Here is a 19,068-nt window from a genome sequence, read left to right as displayed (position 1 = left end):
AGGGCCCTATATAGTCTTTAAACGTAAAAGAGCACACGGAGACAGGAATGCAAGCGCATCCGAACACGGTGGACCCGTCCGAGATCGCAAAATTCGAGGCGATGGCCGCCGAATGGTGGGACCCCCATGGGAAATTCAAACCCTTGCACATGCTCAATCCGTGCCGTCTGGACTATATCACACAGCAGATTGCGGGGGAATTTGACCGCGATTTGACGGCCGCAAAACCGTTCGAGGGCCTGCGCCTGCTGGATATCGGCTGCGGTGGCGGCTTGCTGAGCGAACCGATGGCGCGCTTGGGCGCAACGGTCGTGGGTGCCGATGCCGCCGAGGGCAACCTGCCCGTCGCCCGCATCCATGCCGAGCAGTCGGGGCTTGAGATCGATTATCGCCACACCACCGCCGAGGACATGGCCGCCGCAGGCGAGCAATTCGACGTGGTGCTGAATATGGAGGTGGTCGAACACGTGGCCGACCCTCTGGGTTATCTCACCGCCACGCAGCAATTGCTGAAACCCGGCGGGCTACAGGTGTGTTCAACCATCAACCGCAACCCTAAATCCTACGCGATAGCCATTTTCGGGGCCGAAGTCGTCATGCGCTGGCTGCCGCGCGGCACGCATGAGTGGAACAAGTTCATCACCCCCGATGAGCTGTTCGACCTGCTGCGTCAGGCCGGGCTGGAGCCGGTGGACCGCAAGGGATTCGTGTTCAACCCGATCTTGTGGAGCTGGTCGATCTCGGACCGGGATTTGAGCGTGAATTATGTGACGGCGAGTGTGAAGCATTCTTGATATGAAGTACTTCTTTGACGTGCCCGTCTACCGGCTTCCAAAGGCGGAATATCAATCTGCGCTTGATGCAGAAAGAGACAGCGCGTTTGGTGACCCAATCTGGAACGAAGTGAGCTCAGAGATCATTGAGCGGTCGCGAAAGCAACGTGGTCAGCACTTGCACGACACATACGGGCCGTGGGTCTTTAATGAGATCGTCGGCTACATTCGGTTGTACTTTTTGGGCACTCAAGTTCGCGGAGAGTATTTCACTTCGGAGAAACGCCGAACGCGAAGAACCAGAAAAAAGGTGTTCGCTTTTCGAGACTACAAACTTGCCGCCGAAATTAATTTTCGGCACGACGCCGATAGCGCCGAGATTTACGAGAGCATTCTAGAATATGTCGATCGATGCAGACGTGAAATTCCATCTTCACGTTTCATTGACACCAGCCGTTTAACTACAATTGGCCCTCATACCGATTGGCGGGCGATTTGGGAAAGTTAGAGTTGCCATCTACTCCCCTTCCAACTGCAACCGCAAATCCCTCAACACGGGCAACGTGCTGCGAACGCGCTCCAGCCCCAGCTCTCCGACCACGCGGTTGATCAGCGGGGCAATCGAGGAAATCGCCTGATCGCGCGCGCGGCGACCGGCGGGGCTGATGGCGACCATTTTGCGGCGGGCGTCGTCCCAGTCGGGGCGGATGTGGATGTATCCGGCCCATTCCAGCTTGGCCAAAGTGTTGGTCATCGCCCCGCGCGTGACGTGGAAGGTACTGGCCAGTTGCGCGGGTGTGCGCTCATCGCCGACAAAAACCAGATGGTTCAGCACCGAGAAATGCGAGATTTCCATGCCCTTGGGCAGCACCCGGCTGAGCCGATTACGCAATAGCTGGTCGGCGGTCAGGATCTCGCTGAACAGCGTGACCGCAAGGGCATTGGTGTCGTCCGTCATTGGGTCCGGCTCTGGATCAGGGGCCGTCAAAAGCCCGCAGGTGCGTCAATGAGGGCACGCGGCGGCGTGCCTCTGTCACAGAACTATCATCCAAATCGAAAATGTGAATGCCCGGATCGGTGCCTGCGTCGATGACGACCTCTCCCCATGGGGCCACAACCATGCTGTGACCATGGGTGTGGCGGGTCTTGCCACGGGTTTTCGGATGCGCGCCGGTTTGCGCCGGGGCTAGTACCCAGGCTCCGTTTTCAATCGCCCGTGCGCGCAGAAGCGATTCCCAATGCGCCTTGCCCGTAACCGGCGAAAACGCCGCCGGAACGGTCAGAATCCGCGCCCCGCCCTGCGCCAAGGCGGCAAAGAGATGCGGAAAGCGGATGTCGTAGCAGATGGCCATGCCGACCTTGCCGAAATCGGTGTCAGCAATCACCGCCCGGTCGCCGGGGCGGTAGTTTTTCGATTCGCGGAAGGTCTCAGTCTCCGAGACCTGCACGTCGAACATGTGAATTTTGTCATAGCGCGCCACGATCTGGCCCTGCGGGTCGATTATGTAGGATCGGTTGGCAAAGCGCCCATCGGCGTCATGCGTCTTGATCCCAAGCGAGCCGATCAGCAGCCAAACGCCCAGCGCGGCGGCCTGATCGCGCAGGCCCGCCAGCGTCTGGTCATCTTCCTCGTGCTGCAGAACCTCGCGCTGGCGCGTGGTGGAATTGGACACGCAATTCGTCACCTCGGGCGTCAGAATGAACTGCGCGCCCTGCCCGGCGGCCTCGGCCATCAGGGCGCGCACCATGTTCAGATTGTCAGACGGATCATCCGACGAGGTGATCTGAAGCAGCGCAGTCTTCATGCCGCCAGCAGACGGTCCAGCTTGCCCTGACGGTCCAGTTCGTACAGGTCATCGCAGCCACCCACGTGCTGGGTGCCGATGAAGATTTGCGGCACGGTGCGTTTGCCGCCCGCACGTTTGATCATCTCGGGCTTGCGCTTGGGGTGCATCAGAACGTCGACCTCTTTGAACTCGACGCCTTTCTGTTTCAGCAGGCGTTTGGCGGCGTGGCAGAAGCCGCACAGAGGCGATGTGTAAATCTCAACCGGTTTCATAAGTCGTCCCTTCGGGTTTCGCGTAATCCTGCGCGAATTAGGTATCCTTGGCAACGCGCGCTAGGGTCAACACGAAAATATGATTTGCGCCCGACGCAAGACAGACTCGCGCACAAGCCGCCAGCGTCGCGCCCGAGGTCATCACGTCATCCACTAACAGCACATCCCGCCCGTGCATCCGGTTTAAGCGTTTGGGATGCGGCGCAATGGCGTTTTCCAGCGTCTCGGCCCGCTGCGCGGCGGTTTTTCCATCCAGAACCGGGGTTTTAATGCGTCGGATCAGCAGGTCGGGGCAGACCTCAAGCCCCGTGTGCCGCCCCAGATGCTGCGCCAGCAGGGCCGACTGGTTATAGCGCCGTTTCAACAATCGGGACCAATGCAGTGGCACCGGGGCCAGCAACATATCGTCGCGGAACAAATCTCGACCCGCCTGCGCCATCCACCGCGCCGCCGGACGTGCCAATTCCGGCCTGTCGCCATGTTTCAACGCAAGGATCAGCCCCCGTGCCTTACCATCATACAACAGCGCCGAGCGTCCATCCTGCCATGGCCGGGGCGTTTTCATACAGTCGTCGCATTCAATCCGGTGGCCATCCGCCTCACCGGGCAGAGGCATGCCGCAACTTTCGCAGACCACCCCTCCAATAAAGGGCGTGTCGCGCCAGCAGGGGCCGCAGAGGCCGAAATCGGACTCGGTCAGCTCTCCGCATCCCATGCAGCGGGGTGGATAGATCATCTGAAGGGCGGTTTGAATCCGCGGCCAGATGCGATACTTGCGCCCTATGAAACTGCCTGCTTCCAACGCACCCTCTCTGTTCGACCGCAAGGCCCTGACCCTGCATCGCGCCCGCGCGCGGGATGAAGCGCTGTTCCTGCACCGCGCCGCCGTGGACGAGGTTCAGGATCGACTCAGCATGGTTAACAAAACCTTTACGGCCCCGGCTGTGGTGACGCCGTTTGCCAATATCTGGCGGGATGTGATGCCAAAAGCGCAGATCGTGACGGATGATGAGGTGCTGAACCTGACCCCCGGCGCGCATGATCTGGTGATCCACGCGTTGGCGCTGCACTGGGCCAACGACCCTGTCGGCCAACTCATTCAATGCCACCGGGCCCTGCAGCCTGACGGGCTGTTGCTGGTGGTCTGTCTGGGCGGAGAAACCCTGCACGAGCTGCGCGCCGCATTGGGCCAGGCCGAGATCGAAATCTCTGGCGGGCTCAGCCCACGCATCGCACCGATGGGCGAACTGCGTGATCTGGGCGGCTTGCTGCAACGGGCCGGGCTGGCCTTACCGGTGGCAGATACGGCGCGGCTGACGGCGGAATACCGCGATCTGCGGCACCTGATGCAGGACTTGCGCGCCATGGGTGAAACCAACAGCCTAACCGATCGCATCAAACGCCCCACTCGGCGGCAGGTCTTTGACCGCGCCCAGCAGATATACGCCGATCACTTTGCAACGCCCGAAGGGCGGCTGAACGCCACCTATGAATTGATTTGCCTGACCGGCTGGTCCCCTGATGACAGTCAGCAAAAGCCCCTGCGCCCTGGATCGGCCCAAACCCGCCTTGCCGAAGCGCTGGGCACAAAAGAGGGCAAACTGACCGATTGACGACTGGACAAATCCGTTTATCTCAGCCCGGTACAAAGAAATTCAGGAAGCCCCTCATGTTTGACGCCACTCGCCCCGCCCATGCCCCTGCCGACCACCCGAAGGTGAAAATGGGCCGCGTCGGCATTCTGCTGGCCAATCTGGGCACGCCGGACGACTATACCTATTGGCCCATGCGCCGTTACCTGAACGAGTTCTTGTCGGATCAGCGCGTCATCGACTATCCGAAATGGAAATGGCAGCCGATCCTGCAGGGGATCATTCTGACCAAACGGCCCTTCAGCTCGGGCGAGGCGTACAAGTCGATCTGGAACCACGACAAGGGCGAAAGCCCGCTGATGACGATCACAAAGGACCAAACCGCTAAGATGCGCGATGCGATGCAGGCGCGCTATGGCGATCAGGTGATGGTCGATTTCTGTATGCGCTACGGCAACCCCTCAACCAAATCCAAAGTGCGCGAGATGGTGGCAGCGGGTTGTGATCGCATCTTGTTCTTTCCGCTCTACCCGCAATACGCGGGCGCAACGACCGCTACTGCCAATGACCAATTCTTCCGCGCCCTGATGGAGGAGGCTTGGCAACCCGCCAGCCGCACGGTTCCGGCTTATTTTGATGAGCCCGCCTATATCGACGCTTTGGCCGGGTCGGTGGAACAGGCCTACGCCGCGATGGAGACCAAGCCCGACATTCTGGTCTGCTCCTATCACGGAATGCCGGACCGCTATCTGCAGCAGGGCGATCCCTATCACTGCCAATGTGCAAAAACCTCTCGCCTGCTGAAAGAACGGCTGGGTTGGGCGGATAATCAACTTGTCTCAACCTTCCAGTCGCGATTCGGCCCCGAGGAATGGCTGAAGCCTTACACGGTCGATCACGTGGCAGAGCTGGCACGTCAGGGGAAAAAGAATATCGCGGTGATCGCGCCTGCGTTTTCGGCCGATTGCATCGAAACGCTGGAAGAGATCAACGAAGAGATCAAGGAAAGCTTTGAAGAGGCCGGCGGCGAGAGCTTTACCTATATTCCCTGCCTCAACGACGACGATTCGCACATTGCTGCTTTGGGCAAAGTAATCGAGGACAATTTGAAAGGCTGGCTGGACTGACCAGCTCTGTCAGGGCCGGCGAACAGACACAAAAAAGGCGGTGGATTTCTCCACCGCCTTTTTCTTGGATAATTCGTATCGAATTAGCTTGCTGCAACAGCTGCTGCAACAACAACCAGCAGGATCAGCGGCAGGATGATGCCCTGCGACGAACCCTGAGTTTCTTCGACAACAACAGGTGCTTCAACAACCGGCTCTTCCAGGTTGCCAGCAAAAGCGGTCGAAGCAGCAGCAGTCAGTGCAGCGGCGAGAACGAGTTTCTTCATATTAACCTCCAGAATAAGCACGGTTTCAGATAGCGAAACCGCACACCCAAGACTTACCTCGTGTTTTTTTCTAACCAGCTATCCAACTGGAATGCAAATGGAAGTTGCTTCGCAAGCGACTTCATGCGCGGATTTGTCGTCAAATTAGCAACACTTGAGTGCCAACCTTCGCCATCGAAAACAGTTCGGCGATATCTTCGTTGAAAAGACCGATGCATCCGTTCGAGGACCGACGCCCAATTTTGCGCGTATCGTGGGTTCCGTGGATTCGGTAGTACTTCCAGCTTAGATACAAAGCGTGCGTTCCCAACGGGTTATCTGGACCCGGCGGGATATAGTCCGGCCATTCGGGGTTTCGCTTCTTCATCGAAGGTGTCGGCGCCCAGCTGGGCCCTTCGACCTTGCGAATGACGCTTGTGCGACCGCGACGCGTGAGTTCTTCGGTCAGCGGAACCGATGATGGGTAGAGTTTATACACGCTTTGATCGTCTGACCAATAATGCAGCGCCCGTGAAACGGTATCGACCAGGATTGCGCCATTGCGCGTGTTGTCAAAATAGGGCTGCCACTCCAAAGCGCGGAACCCCGAAATGTTTCGCCGCACCTGTGGTTCGGGTTCGGGTGCCGGACGCAGAGGATCGCCCGGAATGTACTGAGCAATCGCCGGAGTAGACAGAAAGGCGGACGCACCGACCAGAAATCCGCGGCGCGAGGAAGGAATGAGTTTCTTGACCATTTGTGACGGCCCTTTGCTAAACCAGAAAAGGAATTTGACGCATTTTATTGCCTGAATACGTCAATCGCAAATCAAACCGGCAAAATCACGCGGGAATCAGCCATTGCAGGTTTGCCCAAGCCCGTTGGTCGCGCTATTGCGTAAGATGACACAAAAATCAGGTCGACCATGACGCGTATTATTACACTTCTGTTCTTATGTTTTGCTGCTGTGGCGGCTTGCACCCCAAGCTCAACCACAACGATTGGTGCGGATGGCCGTCCGCTGCCCACCGTTTACAAGATTCGCGGCAATCCCGAAAAGCTGCAGTTCCGCATGCTTGATTCGGTTAACGCACTGCGGCAGGCTTCGAGCCTGCAGCCTGTGCAACTGAATTCACAGCTCAATGCTACGGCCGCCACACATTCCAAGGATATGGCACGCCAGAACCGGCCATGGCATTTTGGGTCCGATGGATCATCCCCAATAGATCGGGCCGCCCGCGTTGGGTATTTCGGCACATTCCTGGGCGAAGCTATTTCGGAGACCTTCGAAACCGAAACCGAGACATTGGCTGCCTGGATGCAGGAACCCGGTCCACGATCAGTGATACTGGATCCTCAAGCCACGCAGATGGGATTTGCTTGGCATCAAGAATCGGGTGGAAAAATCTGGTGGACGTTGGAAATGGGAACGGGCGGCTGACCACCGCCGTAGCCTGGAAAAACAAAGCCCCCGATCATCGGGGGCTTTTTCGTTAGTACGCTTCAAGCGCAGGATCAGGCCGCTTGCATCGATTGCGCCTCGGTCAGGATCGCATAGAGCTTGACCGGGTCAGGGTTGGCCCGCAGCTTGGCGCAAACCGCCGTGTCACGCAGGGTACGAGACACCAGCGCGAGCGCTTTCAGATGGTCTACACCCGCTTCTTCCGGTGCAAAAAGCGCGAAGGCGATATCGACTGGCTGACGATCAACCGAGCCAAAATCGATGGGCTTTTCCAGCATGACAAACGCGCCAGCGACCTGTTCAATTTCGGTCAGACGCGCATGGGGAAGCGCAACGCCATGGCCCACACCCGTGGGTCCAAGGCTTTCACGTTCGAGCAGACCATCAACGACAGTTTGCACGTCCAGGCCCAGGGTTGCCGCAGCAACATCGCCAATTTCCTGAAACAGCCGCTTCTTGCTGGAAGCGGCTGACAATACACGTACTGCTTCGGGCTTCAGAATGCTCGAAAGCTCCATGATTTTGCTCCAATGGCAAGCCCCCGCTGATACAGGGGCACGCCTTTCTAGTCTTGCCTGTTATGGATCGATCCAGCCGATGTTACCGTCTTCCCGACGATACACGACATTCAATCCATCCTTGTTCTCATTCCGGAACACCAGCACCGGAGCACCAGCCAATTCCATCTGCATAACGGCTTCACCGACACTCAGCGATGGGATCTTGGTTTCCATCTCAGCCACGATCATCGGCTGCAGAGTTTCAGGCTCATCCGCCGACTCAGATTCGTCAGAGGCGAGGATATAAGAGGAAGCTCCGAAGAGTTCAACCGGCTCAACCCGATCCTTGTGGTGATCCTTGAGGCGGCGTTTATAGCGGCGCAATTGTGTTTCCATCTTGTCACAGCACCCCTCGAATGCCGCGTAAATCTCGGTTGCATGGGCTTTGGCCTGCGCCGTCAGACCGGTCGAAAGATGTACGGTGGTCTCGCACACATATTCATGCGCAGAACGGGAAAAGACGACATTGGCGTCGGTCGGTCGCTGGGCGTATTTGCCCACAACCTCGCCAAGTTCGGTCTGCACATGGGTCTGAAGTGCTTCACCGATGTCGATCTGTTTTCCGCTGATTTGGTAACGCATGTGATCTCCTTCACAATTCACACCCATTCTGACGCTGCGTAACACAGCGCGCTTCTTTTTATCGGGTGGGGGATATCGGCATGTTCCGCGGTAGCCGGAACTTGATCCCTTCCAAGAAGGGGCATCGTGATCCAGACTGGAACCGAAAAAATGCCATGACCCAATTGAGGCAAGAGACGGCGGAAGAGTCAATCAAAACAGGCGTGTATATACGAGATTTCCGCCATGCATTCGGCGCAATACCGCGCAAACCTATGAAATACGGAAGTTTTCACCCAGATAGACGCGCCGCACGTTTTCGTTTTCAACGACTTCGTCCGGTGTGCCGGACATAAGCACCTGACCATCATGCAAAATATAGGCGCGGTCCACGATCTCGAGCGTTTCACGTACATTGTGATCTGTGATCAGAACCCCAATCCCGCGCTTCTTCAAATCTGCGACCAGATGACGGATGTCACCCACACTGATCGGGTCGACCCCGGCAAAAGGTTCGTCGAGCAACAGGTACTTTGGATCGGCAGCCAGACAACGCGCAATCTCGACCCGGCGCCGTTCGCCACCTGACAAGGCCAACGCGGGCGCACGGCGCAGATGCTCAATCGAGAAATCGGACAGCAGCTCTTCCAGGCGCTCTTTGCGGCGATGGGCGTGACCCACCGTGATATCCAGAACAGCCGAGATATTGTCTTCAACGCTCATCCCGCGAAAAATGGACATCTCTTGCGGCAAATATCCGATCCCAAGCCGCGCCCGGCGATACATTGGTAGGGTCGTCACCACCTGCCCATCGATGGTTACGCGACCAGCTTCGGGAAAAACCAACCCTGCAACAGAATAGAAAGTGGTGGTCTTGCCGGACCCGTTCGGCCCCAGCAAAGCGACCACTTCAGATCGGTCCAACGTCATTGACACATCTCGGATGACGGTCTTTTTCCGATAAGACTTTCGCAGCTTTTCGATCCTGAGCCCCGAACTGCCCTGAGCCAGTTTTAGGTTCGGTCCAGCCATCAGTTGGCACCCTGCTGCAAAATGGTTTTAACGTTGCCCGTCATGGTCGCCGTCCCTGTCGTCAGGTTGGCGTTCATCTGATCCCCGCTGATCGTACTTGGCCCCTGCGTCAGCAGAACGTTGCCGCGCATGACGATCACGCCCGAATCGATGGTATATTCGGCCCAATCCCCTTCAGCTGCATCTGGCGGGCTGACCAGAACCACATCCTCGGTCGCTTCCATACGCTCGATGCCAGACCGATCCGCGTTGTAGATGACAAGCACGCGCTCGGCCGTCAGGCGCATTTCACCCTGAATGACAATTACATTGCCAATGAACTCGGCCGAGCCATCTTCCTGATTCACGTTCAACGATTCAGACGTGACTTCGACTGGCAGGCTGGGGTCAGCTTTTTGTGCGCCAAACGCCACTTGTGTTTCCTGAGCGGACACGGAAAAAGTGCTGCTCAACAAGGCAATTCCGACAAGGGCAATTCGAAAATCGAACACAGGCTATCTTTCTGCTCTTTTCGGCTCGTATATCAGTTTCACGCCGTCTGTAAAAATAATATGGACCGGGCCGTCCTTTTTTTCGGTCCCAAAGGTCATGCGACCTGCTGAAAAATTTCCGATAACCCCGGTCCCATTGACCTGACCCGGAGTGTCTCCGCGTATTTCGTCCAGCGCGGTGTTCAGCAAATTCGTGGTCACTTCGATTCCGTCAGTGGTCGTGATCACCACATCCCCGATGAAGGTCGCAGTGTTCTTGTCAGGACGGATCATGCCCGAGTTCGAATCCAGAGTGATGATACCCCCGTTAGACAGCCCCAGCCGCCCACGGAACTCGGATGCTGTAGGGACCGAGTTTTCGGTACCTTGTGTGGCCTGGATTGCTTCGATCTGAACTTCTTCGCCCTTGCGCGTGGTTCCGCGATAATTGGGCCGAGTCACGATCTGATCCGCCAGACGTTCTTCTATATCGCGTTGTGTGAAGGGAACTTTGACGTCGGTTTCGATGCTGCGGGACAGAAGGAACACGGTGGACAGCATCACGATGGCCACCAACGGCAGCAGCACTTTGAGGAATTGCACCATGCGTGAATGGCTGTCCACGGTCGCGCCCTCTTAACCCAGTCCAACGCGCAGGCAGTCGTGGATATGCAAGATCCCTTCGGCCTGCCGATCGGACTCAGGGTCAACTACGAAAAGGCATGTAATCTTGGGTGTTTGCATAGTCATCAACGCAACAGCACTTTCGGCCAGTTCATCTGGCCCAATGGTACGCGGGTCAGTGGTCATAACCTGATCGACTGAGTATCCCAGAAGCCCATCCATATTTCGTCGCAGATCGCCATCTGTCACGATACCCAATAGCCGCCCGTTATGATCGGTGACTCCGACCACACCGAAGCCTTTTTGGCTCATGACCAATAGCGCTTCGCCCATAGGTGTTCCTGATGAAACAACTGGCGTGTCAGTGTGCATCAGGTCGCGCACCTTGCTTAACTGCGCTCCAAGTTTGCCACCGGGGTGGAAGTCTCGAAAGTTCTCAGGCTTGAAATCTCGATATTTCATAAGCGCAATCGCCAGCGCGTCCCCCATCGCCAGCGTCAGCGTGGTCGAGATGGAAGGCACCATTCCAAACCCGCACGCCTCACCCATCGACGGGATCAGCAAATGCACGTCCGCTTGTTTCATCAGCGTGCTTTCGGGTTTACTGGACAAGCCGATCAGCGGAATGCCAAAGCGGCGCGTGAAAGCCAGAAGGTTTGCCAGTTCAGGCGCTTCGCCCGAATTCGAGATCGCAAGAACAACGTCCCCTTTGGACACCATTCCCAGATCGCCATGACTCGCCTCGGCCGGGTGAACAAAATAAGCGGGTGTTCCGGTGCTCGCCAATGTCGCCGCTATCTTATGGCCGATATGCCCCGATTTGCCGATGCCACTGATGATGATACGGCCCGTCGCCTGCAGGATCAGCTGCACGGCCTCGGCGAAATCTTCGTTCAGGCTATCGGCCAGCACGTCAAGCGCGCGGGCTTCGTCGGTGACGACCTGTCGGGCGGTTCTCAGGAAAGCTTCGGTATCGGTCATGAGTGCGCAAAAATATCCGTTTCGGGCCAACCGGCGAGGTCAAGTTTCGCACGCATCGGCAAGAAGTCAAAACAGGCCTGAGCCATTTCCGTTCGGCCTTCGCGGGCCAGCCGCTCGTCCAGCGCCTCGCGCAGGCGGTGCAGGTACAAAACGTCCGAGGCAGCATATTCCAACTGTGCGTCGGTCAGGGTTTCGGCGCCCCAATCGCTCATTTGTTGCTGTTTCGAGATGTCGACGCCGATCAGCTCCTGACACAGGTTTTTCAATCCGTGACGGTCGGTATAGGTGCGCACCAGACGGCTGGCGATCTTGGTGCAATAAACCGGCGCGGCCAGGGCACCAAAGGCATGGTACATCGCGGCGATGTCAAAACGGCCAAAGTGGAACAGTTTCAACACATTGGGATTTTCAAGCATCGCACACAGGTTCGGGGCGTTGGTCTGACCCTTTTCCACTTGCACGATGTGGCTGTTGCCGTCGCCACCCGACATCTGGATCACGCACAGGCGATCCCGATGTGGGTTCAGACCCATGGTTTCGCAGTCGATGGCCACGACAGGGCCAAGGTCCAACCCGTCCGGCAGGTCGTTTTTATAGAGATGGTTGGCCAACGAGCTTGTCCTTTTGTGCGATTTCGCCTCCGAGATAGGCGGTTTGATCCCTAAACTCAACGCCATCCGTGGAACGCGGCCTATATGCGCGGGTTTCTTGACCTCGCGTTCCAGTGCTGGAAAATGGCGGCCACCCCCGTGTCGTTGATATCGCGCTTAGGAAACCCCGAGGTATCGCAAATGCTGAGCGTGCTGCGCAACCGAACCTACCGCCACTTGCTGGCCGCACAAGTCGCGGCCTTGACCGGAACCGGGTTGGCAACAATTGCCTTGGGTTTGCTGGCCTATGACCTCGCACAAGACACTGCAGCATTGGTGCTTGGAACTGTTTTGACAATCAAAATGGTAGCCTATGTCACCGTAGCACCACTGGCTGCGGCCTTTGCCGAGCGCGTCGATCGGCGCAAAATGCTTGTTGTGCTGGATATCGTGCGCGCAGCCGTCGCGGTGTTCCTGCCCTTCGTAACCGAAGTCTGGCACGTCTATGTGCTGATCTTCATCCTGCAATCGGCGTCTGCCGGTTTCACTCCGGCCTTTCAGGCCACCATCCCCGACGTGTTGACCGACGAACAGGATTATACCAAGGCCCTTTCGCTGTCCCGGCTGGCCTATGATATGGAAAGTGTCCTGAGCCCATCCTTGGCTGCAGCTTTGCTGACTATCGTCAGCTTCGACAGCCTGTTCTGGGGCACCGCCTTGGGTTTTGTCGCTTCTGCTCTGCTGGTCGTTTCGGTCGCCTTGCCTTCGCCCACGCCGACACGGCCCCGCGGGATCTACGACCGCACAACCCGTGGCATTCGTATCTACCTGAACACTCCGCGTCTGCGGGCGCTACTGGCCCTGACGTGGACCGCTGCCGCCCTCAGCGCGATGGTCATCGTGAACACAGTCGTCATCGTGCGCACCGATATGGGGTTACCGGAAAGCGCAGTCGCACTGGCTTTGGCCGGATTCGGAGGGGGATCAATGCTGGCAGCCATCACTCTGCCCTCTTTGCTGAACAGGTTTCGGGACCGCTCGGTTATGCTGTTCGGGGCCACCACAGGCACAATTTTCATGGCCATGGCTGCTTATCTGTTTGCCAGTTTCCCGATGACACTCACTACACTCGCCTTGATCTGGGTCTGCGTTGGGTTTGGCTATTCGTCCACCCTGACACCGTCCGGGCGCTTATTGTCCCGGTCCGCGAAACCAGAAGACCGCCCGGCCGTTTTTGCCGCGCAGTTTACACTGTCACATCTATGCTGGCTGATGCTTTATCCATTGGCCGGTTGGCTGATGACAACGAAAGGCACGGCAGTGACGCTGACTTGGATGACTATTGCTGCGTTTTCCGGTCTTGTCATTGTCAGTGTGCTGTGGCCGGAAAAATCGCCCGAGGGGACCGCAGGTAAAGATGCGTCCAAGCCTTGAGGCTGTGCCCCACTCTGCCTTACACCTTGACGTTATGGATCAACTGGACCGTCGTATCATCGCTGCCCTGCAACACAACGCGCGGGAATCAACCACCAAGATCGCAGCCAAACTTGGGTTGGCACGCACAACCGTGCATGAGCGGATCAGGCGGATGGAGGAAAGCGGAGTCATCGCAGGGTATTCCGTTGTGCTGAACAAGGCTGAAGACACCCCGCGTGTTCAGGTCGTGGTGTTGCTGGAAGTCCAACAGAAAGAGACGACCCGCATCATCAAACGGCTTGAGGCTTACCCCGAGGTCAAGCGGTGTCTGTCAATCAATGGCGAGTTTGACCTACTTCTGTCCGCCGAAGCCCCCAGAATCGAGGACCTGGACATTCTGGTTGACGAATTGGCTAAGATCCCCGGTGTTCTGCGCACTAATACCAGCGTTGTTTTTGGCCGCAGGATCGACCGGAAATGATTGGGCGCTAACCCTCTGTAAACCCTGCCGCAGCTAACCTGACCCGGATTGATCAGAATCCCGGACCGGCAGAATGCCCCATCGAACGATATCAGGACTTTTGGCGCTTGCGCTTTGCGTGGGTCAACAGGCGCTCGCCATACCCAACCTCCGCACTGCAGACATATGCGACCGGGCCGCCCAGCGTGCGGCTACGTCCGAAGGCGTCCCGCTTGAGGTGTTGCACGCCATAACACGGGTTGAAACAGGCCGCGCCATTGACGGACAGCTTTCGCCTTGGCCGTGGGCCATCAATGTCGAAGGAAAGGGCTTTTGGTTCAAATCCGAGTTTGAGGCAAAGTCTTATGTTTTCAATATCTTCAAGGCAGGAAAACGCAGCTTTGACATCGGATGCTTCCAGATCAACTACCGCTGGCATGGCAAGGCGTTCCGGTCCATCGACGCAATGTTTGACCCCGATGAAAACGCCACTTACGCCGCACGATTCCTGAAAGATCTTTATGCTGAGCTCGGCTCGTGGACCGCGGCCGCGGGGGCATACCACTCGCGCACACCCCATTTGGCACAGACCTATTCTGATAGGTTCCAGCGTGTCTTGGCGCAGTTGGATCACAGCGAAACACGCGCCATCGCCTCACGCGATCCGTTTACCGGATCGGCGTCTCCGCTGATCCCGCTGCGGGCTGATCAAGCGCCCGCTGGCGCGCTTGGGTCGCTGATGCCGTCGACCGGATCTGCCTCTGCCTTCATTTCCTTCAACTAGGAGCCTCGCGTGCCCAAGATCGACGCCCGTTCCCTATTTTCCCCGACTGTTCTGCTGGCAGTGGCTCTGATGACGGTCATCGTGATGATGATCCTGCCGATGCCAGCCTGGGTGCTGGACGTTGGGTTGGCGGCCTCGTTCGCGTTGGCCATTTTGATTTTTACGCTGACCCTGTTTGTCGAGCGGCCGCTGGATTTCTCATCCTTCCCGACGATCCTGCTGACCTCACTTATGTTGCGGCTATCGCTGAACGTGTCCTCGACCAAGCTGATCATCGGTCAGGGCCATACCGGCCCCAACGCCGCGGGCGACGTGATTGAGGGGTTTGCCAACTTTGTCATGGGCGGCAGCATCTTTCTGGGTCTCGTGGTATTCGGCGTGCTGCTGATCGTGAATTTCATGGTCATCACCAAGGGCGCCGCCCGCATGGCCGAAGTCGGCGCGCGCTTTGCGCTGGATGGGATGCCGGGCAAGCAACTGGCCATCGACAGCGACATGTCCGCGGGTGCCATCGACCATCAACAGGCCAAGGAAAGGCGCGAACGGGAACAGCAAGAGACTACCTTTTTCGGCTCACTTGATGGTGCATCGAAATTCGTCAAAGGAGACGCGGTTGCGGGCCTGCTGATCACGTTGTTGAACCTTGTGATGGGACTGATCATGGGGGTGATCGTCCATGGAATGCCGATTTCTTCGGCGTTTGAAACCTATGCGATTCTCACCGTAGGCGATGGTCTGGTTACGCAGATTCCGGCCGTGATCATCTCGATCGCGTCCGCGCTGCTGCTGGCGCGTGGCGGAACGCATGGCGCAACCGACAGCGCGTTGTTCTCGCAGCTTGGCCGCCACCCGGCGGCGCTTGGCACCGTTGCAGTTCTGATGGTTCTGTTTGCGCTGGTGCCGGGGTTGCCGTTCCTGCCCTTCATCATAGGTGCCGGGGTTTTGGGGTACACCGCGTACAACGTCTACCGAAAGCAAAAAACGGCTGACGATGCGGCGATGGCTCCGACACCGGATACAGACGCACCCGTTTCACAGGCCATTGGGGACATTCTCGACCTGGACGATGTGCATTTGGAATTCGCGCCCGACCTTGTCAGCATGGTTCTGAACCCCGGTACCGGTCTTGATGCACGGATCGCCAATATGAGGACCTATGTCGCCTCGACCTTCGGGTTGATCCTTCCCGACATTCGGCTAACCGATCGGGCGGATCTGCCGATGGGGACCTATGTAGTGAAGGTTCAAGGCGTCGAACAGGCACGCGGGGTTCTGAACCCCGATCTGGTTTTGGCGCTGGTACAAGATGGACATGACCTGTTGCCCGACGGCAATGACGTGACCGAGCCGGTTTATGGCGCACCCGCCCGCTGGATTTTGCCCAAAGATCAAGAAGCCGCTGCAATGAGTGGTGCCACCATCGTCTCTCCACCCGAGATTCTGGCGACTCATTTGCTTGAGATCATCAAGCAGAATTTCTCGCGCCTGCTGACGCTGAAATCCCTGCGCCGCCTGCTGTCTGAAATGACCAAGCTAAGTGATCCTGTGCGGGCCGAGGCCAACCGCAAACTATTGGATGAGTTGATACCGGATAAAGTGCCCATCGACACGCTGCACGCGGTGTTGCGGCTGTTGCTGGACGAGCGGGTTTCGATCCGCAACATGGCCCTGATTTTGGAAAGCGTGGCCGAGGCGCGCCTGACCACCACCCAGCCCGAAGGTATCTGCGAACTGGTTCGGCAACGCTTGGGCTTTCAACTGGTCGCCGAAATGAAGCGCGAGGATGGATCGATTCCCCTGATTCAGCTGGCGCCAGAATGGGAGGACACGTTCGTCACCTACCAGATCGACGCACCCAATGCCGGTCTTGACGTAGCTTTGCCGCCAAACCTGTTCAACAAACTGGCCGATGGTGTCGTGGACAGCGTCGCGCAATCTGCCGATCACGGGCTGTTCCCAGCAGTTGTGACCTCGACCCGGCGACGCAGGCTATTGCGCACGATCATGCACGCCCGTGGCATATCCAACCCGGTCCTGTCTTTTGAAGAAATCGGTCTGGAAGCGCGACCGGCCCTTGTTGGAACGGTTCCCGCGTGATCGCCCTTCCGCCCGAGCTATTGCCCCAGTTGGGGGACGGGCTTTGGCACCTTTTTGCCGTGTTTCTTAGGGTATCGGCACTGGTCTCTTTGCTGCCGGCATTTGGAGAGCGAAGCATCCCAACCCGCGTAAAACTTGCCATCGCGGTTGCCTTTACATTGGTGGTCAGCCCAGCCGCGCCGTCCCCTGAAGGTGGAACAGGCTTGCTGCCTCTTGTCCGACTTATCGGAACGGAAATTCTGGTCGGCATGATTCTGGGGTTGGGGCTGCGTCTGTTCGTGCTGGCCCTGCAAACTGCGGGATCTATTGCAGCGCAGGCCACCTCCCTTTCCCAAATTCTTGGAGGAGCCGCAGCCGATCCTGTTCCGGCCATGGGATACATGCTGACGCTTGCCGGGTTGACCCTTGCGGTATTGCTTGGTCTGCATGTCCGTGTAGCCGAGTTTCTGATCCACAGCTACATGCTGTTTCCAATGGGCACCGCGCCTGCGGCATCGGATCTCTCGCACTGGGGCGTTCGCAACATCGCCCAGAGCTTTGCGCTGGCCTTTAGCCTGGCAATGCCATTTGTGATTGCATCGCTGATCTATAACCTCGCGCTTGGGGTCATCAACCGCGCCATGCCCCAACTCATGGTCGCTTTCGTCGGTGCGCCTGCGATCACATTTGCAGGCCTGTTTCTTCTTTTTGCCGGAACACCCTTGATCCTGTCTGTGTGGTCGGACGCCCTGTTTGCCTTCATTGCCAATCCGTTGGGGGCCACCAGATGAGCGCAGGTGACGACGAAAGCGACAAGTCCTTTGAACCAACCCCGCAAAAGCTGCAGAAGGCACGCGAAAAAGGCGAGGTTGCAAAATCCAATGACCTGTCCGTCGTTGCCGCATATTCCGGATTTCTTTTGGCAATGTTGGCCGCGGGCCAATACGGTGTGCAACAGCTTGGGACGGTCTTTGTCGTTCTGATTGATCAAGCAGACGACCTTTCAGGTCTGTTGGTCCAAGGCCCTTCCGTCAACCCTGTTGGCGGGATGCTCAAGACCACCCTCGCCGCAGTTTCCGTTCTGTTTGCGTTACCTGCTGCGGCCGTTCTACTTAGCCTGATCGCCCAACGCGCGCTGATCTTCGCACCGACCAAGCTCAAACCCAAACTGTCGCGCGTTTCGGTGCTGTCCAACGCCAAGAACAAGTTCGGGCGAGGAGGCCTGTTCGAATTCGCCAAGAGCTTTGTAAAACTGGCAATTTATGGAACCTGCCTTGCCTTGTTTTTGCGTGCAAACCTGGACGATATCCTGTCGGCAAGCGCTGCACCGGTGCAATCATCCTTACTGCTGATGATGAACCTGCTGCTTCGATTCCTTTTCATCGTCGTAGTGATCGCCCTTGTGATCGGAGCCGTAGACTATTTCTGGCAATATGCCGAGCACATCAGGAAGAACCGCATGTCGCGCAAGGAAATCCAGGACGAAACCAAAGATTCCGAAGGCGATCCCCATGTTAAACAACAACGGCGGCAGAGAGCTCAGGACATTGCCACAAACCAGATGATGGCTGACGTTCCGAAGGCAGATGTGGTGATCGTGAACCCAACCCACTTTGCGGTAGCGTTGAAATGGTCCCGCAAAACAGGATCTGCCCCCGTTTGTGTGGCCAAAGGTGTGGATGCGGTTGCGGCCTCGATCCGGTCGGCTGCCGGGACGGCAGGTGTTCCCATCCATTCTGATCCGCCAACCGCAAGGGCATTGCACGCCACCGTCGAGATCGGTCAGGAAATCCCGGAGGAACTCTACCGCCCGGTCGCCGCTGCCATTCGCTTTGCCGAAACCATGCGTAAACGCGCGAAGGAACAGATCAGATGAAATCAACGAAATATGCGGATATCAGCGCGGTGACCCAGGCCGCTTTTCAGAAGGAATACCAAAACCTGAAACCTGTGCTCGAAGAGGAAGCGCGGATCAAGCAACAGCTGTCACGGCTGGACGGTCAGATCCAGAAATCGCGCGTCGACGCGGGACAAACCAAAGGATACCAAGTGACCGGCACTGACGTCTTGTGGAGTGGATGGGAGTCCCGGACGCGGCGCCAACTGAACATGGAACTTGCTCGCGTCACGGCGCAAAAGCTTGCCTCGATGGATGCCTTGCGGTTGGCATTCGGGCGGCAACAAGCCGTAGAAAGACTTTCCGAGATGCAAAAAACCGAACGCCGTTTGGCGCTCGGCAAGAAGCAGACATACTAG

The 19,068-nt window shown here is 57.4% G+C and carries 25 protein-coding genes; 12 read left to right on the top strand and 13 right to left on the bottom strand.

From position 1 onward, the window contains the following. Positions 1-47 precede the first annotated feature (47 nt). Both ubiG and ACR3EG_RS20800 read left to right on the top strand, forming a co-directional pair. A complete protein-coding gene (gene ubiG, locus ACR3EG_RS20805; RefSeq protein WP_480497818.1) occupies positions 48-794 on the top strand; it encodes a bifunctional 2-polyprenyl-6-hydroxyphenol methylase/3-demethylubiquinol 3-O-methyltransferase UbiG in 747 nt (248 codons plus the stop codon). A 1-nt stretch (position 795) separates the two neighbouring features. After that, positions 796-1,281, top strand: a complete 486-nt coding sequence (locus ACR3EG_RS20800; RefSeq protein ID WP_480497820.1) for a hypothetical protein — start codon at positions 796-798, stop codon at positions 1,279-1,281. Between the two features lie 9 nt (positions 1,282-1,290). Here ACR3EG_RS20800 and ACR3EG_RS20795 read toward each other — a convergent pair whose 3' ends face one another. From ACR3EG_RS20795 to ACR3EG_RS20780, 4 genes are read right to left on the bottom strand one after another with little or no spacing between them, the layout of a single operon-like run. Then, positions 1,291-1,731 carry a MarR family winged helix-turn-helix transcriptional regulator gene (locus tag ACR3EG_RS20795; RefSeq protein ID WP_170353764.1) on the bottom strand — a complete coding sequence of 147 codons (441 nt, stop codon included), beginning with the start codon at positions 1,729-1,731 and terminating at the stop codon, positions 1,291-1,293. Between the two features lie 16 nt (positions 1,732-1,747). Next, the gene (locus tag ACR3EG_RS20790; protein WP_480497822.1) at positions 1,748-2,578 is read right to left on the bottom strand and encodes a carbon-nitrogen hydrolase family protein; all 831 of its coding nucleotides are present in this window, start codon (positions 2,576-2,578) and stop codon (positions 1,748-1,750) included. After that, complete coding sequence (gene grxC / locus ACR3EG_RS20785) at positions 2,575-2,832, bottom strand: glutaredoxin 3 (protein WP_170353766.1); 258 nt, start codon at positions 2,830-2,832, stop codon at positions 2,575-2,577. The genes ACR3EG_RS20790 and grxC overlap by 4 nt, the downstream gene beginning before the upstream one ends. 37 nt (positions 2,833-2,869) lie before the next feature. Then, the gene (locus ACR3EG_RS20780) at positions 2,870-3,568 is read right to left on the bottom strand and encodes a ComF family protein (protein ID WP_480497824.1); all 699 of its coding nucleotides are present in this window, start codon (positions 3,566-3,568) and stop codon (positions 2,870-2,872) included. Positions 3,569-3,614: 46 nt separating this feature from the next. Between ACR3EG_RS20780 and ACR3EG_RS20775 the strand changes: the two genes are divergently transcribed. Both ACR3EG_RS20775 and hemH read left to right on the top strand, forming a co-directional pair. Then, positions 3,615-4,445 carry a methyltransferase domain-containing protein gene (locus tag ACR3EG_RS20775; RefSeq protein WP_480497826.1) on the top strand — a complete coding sequence of 277 codons (831 nt, stop codon included), beginning with the start codon at positions 3,615-3,617 and terminating at the stop codon, positions 4,443-4,445. A gap of 56 nt (positions 4,446-4,501) precedes the next feature. Beyond that, positions 4,502-5,551 carry a ferrochelatase gene (gene hemH, locus ACR3EG_RS20770; protein ID WP_480497828.1) on the top strand — a complete coding sequence of 350 codons (1,050 nt, stop codon included), beginning with the start codon at positions 4,502-4,504 and terminating at the stop codon, positions 5,549-5,551. An 83-nt stretch (positions 5,552-5,634) separates the two neighbouring features. Here the strand turns inward: hemH and ACR3EG_RS20765 are convergent, their stop codons facing one another. Continuing rightward, positions 5,635-5,817: a hypothetical protein gene (locus ACR3EG_RS20765; protein ID WP_037313128.1), complete on the bottom strand. Its 183-nt coding sequence runs from the start codon at positions 5,815-5,817 to the stop codon at positions 5,635-5,637. Positions 5,818-5,956: 139 nt separating this feature from the next. Next, positions 5,957-6,553 carry a L,D-transpeptidase gene (locus tag ACR3EG_RS20760; protein ID WP_209195548.1) on the bottom strand — a complete coding sequence of 199 codons (597 nt, stop codon included), beginning with the start codon at positions 6,551-6,553 and terminating at the stop codon, positions 5,957-5,959. A 168-nt stretch (positions 6,554-6,721) separates the two neighbouring features. On the opposite strand from ACR3EG_RS20760, the gene dalA reads away from it, so the two are divergent. Next, positions 6,722-7,237: a divisome-associated lipoprotein DalA gene (dalA, locus tag ACR3EG_RS20755; RefSeq protein ID WP_480497830.1), complete on the top strand. Its 516-nt coding sequence runs from the start codon at positions 6,722-6,724 to the stop codon at positions 7,235-7,237. A 74-nt stretch (positions 7,238-7,311) separates the two neighbouring features. On the opposite strand, the gene ACR3EG_RS20750 is transcribed toward dalA, so the two are convergent. The 7 genes from ACR3EG_RS20750 to ACR3EG_RS20720 form a co-directional block, all read right to left on the bottom strand. Next, complete coding sequence (locus tag ACR3EG_RS20750; RefSeq protein ID WP_209195550.1) at positions 7,312-7,776, bottom strand: PTS sugar transporter subunit IIA; 465 nt, start codon at positions 7,774-7,776, stop codon at positions 7,312-7,314. 60 nt (positions 7,777-7,836) lie between these two features. Next, positions 7,837-8,400 (bottom strand): ribosome hibernation-promoting factor, HPF/YfiA family, encoded by a 564-nt coding sequence (gene hpf, locus ACR3EG_RS20745; RefSeq protein ID WP_209195551.1) that lies wholly within the window; start codon positions 8,398-8,400, stop codon positions 7,837-7,839. 252 nt (positions 8,401-8,652) lie between these two features. Next, the gene (gene lptB / locus ACR3EG_RS20740; RefSeq protein WP_170755376.1) at positions 8,653-9,411 is read right to left on the bottom strand and encodes an LPS export ABC transporter ATP-binding protein; all 759 of its coding nucleotides are present in this window, start codon (positions 9,409-9,411) and stop codon (positions 8,653-8,655) included. Continuing rightward, on the bottom strand, positions 9,411-9,845 hold the full coding sequence (locus tag ACR3EG_RS20735) for an LptA/OstA family protein (protein WP_480545910.1): 435 nt from the start codon (positions 9,843-9,845) through the stop codon (positions 9,411-9,413). Before ACR3EG_RS20735 ends, lptB begins: the two co-directional genes overlap by 1 nt. A 60-nt stretch (positions 9,846-9,905) precedes the next feature. Then, positions 9,906-10,505: an LPS export ABC transporter periplasmic protein LptC gene (lptC, locus tag ACR3EG_RS20730; RefSeq protein WP_170353775.1), complete on the bottom strand. Its 600-nt coding sequence runs from the start codon at positions 10,503-10,505 to the stop codon at positions 9,906-9,908. 12 nt (positions 10,506-10,517) lie between these two features. Then, positions 10,518-11,486: a KpsF/GutQ family sugar-phosphate isomerase gene (locus ACR3EG_RS20725; protein WP_480497833.1), complete on the bottom strand. Its 969-nt coding sequence runs from the start codon at positions 11,484-11,486 to the stop codon at positions 10,518-10,520. Continuing rightward, entirely contained in the window at positions 11,483-12,097 is a 615-nt protein-coding gene (locus tag ACR3EG_RS20720; protein ID WP_480497835.1) for a ribonuclease D, read from the bottom strand. The genes ACR3EG_RS20725 and ACR3EG_RS20720 overlap by 4 nt, the downstream gene beginning before the upstream one ends. A gap of 180 nt (positions 12,098-12,277) precedes the next feature. On the opposite strand from ACR3EG_RS20720, the gene ACR3EG_RS20715 reads away from it, so the two are divergent. The 7 genes from ACR3EG_RS20715 (at position 12,278) to ACR3EG_RS20685 (ending at position 19,068) form a co-directional block, all read left to right on the top strand. After that, complete coding sequence (locus tag ACR3EG_RS20715; RefSeq protein WP_480497992.1) at positions 12,278-13,510, top strand: MFS transporter; 1,233 nt, start codon at positions 12,278-12,280, stop codon at positions 13,508-13,510. 34 nt (positions 13,511-13,544) lie between these two features. After that, complete coding sequence (locus ACR3EG_RS20710) at positions 13,545-13,973, top strand: Lrp/AsnC family transcriptional regulator (protein WP_480497837.1); 429 nt, start codon at positions 13,545-13,547, stop codon at positions 13,971-13,973. Positions 13,974-14,046: 73 nt separating this feature from the next. Further along, the gene (locus ACR3EG_RS20705; protein ID WP_170724750.1) at positions 14,047-14,736 is read left to right on the top strand and encodes a lytic transglycosylase domain-containing protein; all 690 of its coding nucleotides are present in this window, start codon (positions 14,047-14,049) and stop codon (positions 14,734-14,736) included. Between the two features lie 69 nt (positions 14,737-14,805). Further along, positions 14,806-16,833 carry a flagellar biosynthesis protein FlhA gene (flhA, locus tag ACR3EG_RS20700; RefSeq protein WP_480497993.1) on the top strand — a complete coding sequence of 676 codons (2,028 nt, stop codon included), beginning with the start codon at positions 14,806-14,808 and terminating at the stop codon, positions 16,831-16,833. Continuing rightward, positions 16,830-17,603, top strand: coding sequence for a flagellar biosynthetic protein FliR (locus ACR3EG_RS20695; protein ID WP_480497839.1), 774 nt, complete (start codon positions 16,830-16,832; stop codon positions 17,601-17,603). Before flhA ends, ACR3EG_RS20695 begins: the two co-directional genes overlap by 4 nt. Further along, positions 17,600-18,688, top strand: a complete 1,089-nt coding sequence (gene flhB, locus ACR3EG_RS20690) for a flagellar type III secretion system protein FlhB (RefSeq protein ID WP_480497841.1) — start codon at positions 17,600-17,602, stop codon at positions 18,686-18,688. Before ACR3EG_RS20695 ends, flhB begins: the two co-directional genes overlap by 4 nt. Further along, positions 18,685-19,068, top strand: a complete 384-nt coding sequence (locus tag ACR3EG_RS20685) for a hypothetical protein (protein ID WP_480497843.1) — start codon at positions 18,685-18,687, stop codon at positions 19,066-19,068. The genes flhB and ACR3EG_RS20685 overlap by 4 nt, the downstream gene beginning before the upstream one ends.

Source organism: Ruegeria sp. AM7 (assembly GCF_056535965.1).
The sequence above is the reverse complement of the archived record's forward strand: the minus strand, read 5'-3'. Positions and strand labels throughout refer to the sequence as shown.

What these genes read in the sequence shown, in the direction of transcription:
- ubiG (WP_480497818.1), top strand. Translation starts at nt 48, where the DNA reads ATGCAAGCGCATCCGAACACGGTGGACCCGTCCGAGATCGCAAAATTC.
- ACR3EG_RS20800 (WP_480497820.1), top strand. Translation starts at nt 796, where the DNA reads ATGAAGTACTTCTTTGACGTGCCCGTCTACCGGCTTCCAAAGGCGGAA.
- ACR3EG_RS20795 (WP_170353764.1), bottom strand. Translation starts at nt 1,731, where the DNA reads ATGACGGACGACACCAATGCCCTTGCGGTCACGCTGTTCAGCGAGATC.
- ACR3EG_RS20790 (WP_480497822.1), bottom strand. Translation starts at nt 2,578, where the DNA reads ATGAAGACTGCGCTGCTTCAGATCACCTCGTCGGATGATCCGTCTGAC.
- grxC (WP_170353766.1), bottom strand. Translation starts at nt 2,832, where the DNA reads ATGAAACCGGTTGAGATTTACACATCGCCTCTGTGCGGCTTCTGCCAC.
- ACR3EG_RS20780 (WP_480497824.1), bottom strand. Translation starts at nt 3,568, where the DNA reads ATGATCTATCCACCCCGCTGCATGGGATGCGGAGAGCTGACCGAGTCC.
- ACR3EG_RS20775 (WP_480497826.1), top strand. Translation starts at nt 3,615, where the DNA reads ATGAAACTGCCTGCTTCCAACGCACCCTCTCTGTTCGACCGCAAGGCC.
- hemH (WP_480497828.1), top strand. Translation starts at nt 4,502, where the DNA reads ATGTTTGACGCCACTCGCCCCGCCCATGCCCCTGCCGACCACCCGAAG.
- ACR3EG_RS20765 (WP_037313128.1), bottom strand. Translation starts at nt 5,817, where the DNA reads ATGAAGAAACTCGTTCTCGCCGCTGCACTGACTGCTGCTGCTTCGACC.
- ACR3EG_RS20760 (WP_209195548.1), bottom strand. Translation starts at nt 6,553, where the DNA reads ATGGTCAAGAAACTCATTCCTTCCTCGCGCCGCGGATTTCTGGTCGGT.
- dalA (WP_480497830.1), top strand. Translation starts at nt 6,722, where the DNA reads ATGACGCGTATTATTACACTTCTGTTCTTATGTTTTGCTGCTGTGGCG.
- ACR3EG_RS20750 (WP_209195550.1), bottom strand. Translation starts at nt 7,776, where the DNA reads ATGGAGCTTTCGAGCATTCTGAAGCCCGAAGCAGTACGTGTATTGTCA.
- hpf (WP_209195551.1), bottom strand. Translation starts at nt 8,400, where the DNA reads ATGCGTTACCAAATCAGCGGAAAACAGATCGACATCGGTGAAGCACTT.
- lptB (WP_170755376.1), bottom strand. Translation starts at nt 9,411, where the DNA reads ATGGCTGGACCGAACCTAAAACTGGCTCAGGGCAGTTCGGGGCTCAGG.
- ACR3EG_RS20725 (WP_480497833.1), bottom strand. Translation starts at nt 11,486, where the DNA reads ATGACCGATACCGAAGCTTTCCTGAGAACCGCCCGACAGGTCGTCACC.
- ACR3EG_RS20715 (WP_480497992.1), top strand. Translation starts at nt 12,278, where the DNA reads ATGCTGAGCGTGCTGCGCAACCGAACCTACCGCCACTTGCTGGCCGCA.
- ACR3EG_RS20710 (WP_480497837.1), top strand. Translation starts at nt 13,545, where the DNA reads ATGGATCAACTGGACCGTCGTATCATCGCTGCCCTGCAACACAACGCG.
- ACR3EG_RS20705 (WP_170724750.1), top strand. Translation starts at nt 14,047, where the DNA reads ATGCCCCATCGAACGATATCAGGACTTTTGGCGCTTGCGCTTTGCGTG.
- flhA (WP_480497993.1), top strand. Translation starts at nt 14,806, where the DNA reads ATGACGGTCATCGTGATGATGATCCTGCCGATGCCAGCCTGGGTGCTG.
- flhB (WP_480497841.1), top strand. Translation starts at nt 17,600, where the DNA reads ATGAGCGCAGGTGACGACGAAAGCGACAAGTCCTTTGAACCAACCCCG.
- ACR3EG_RS20685 (WP_480497843.1), top strand. Translation starts at nt 18,685, where the DNA reads ATGAAATCAACGAAATATGCGGATATCAGCGCGGTGACCCAGGCCGCT.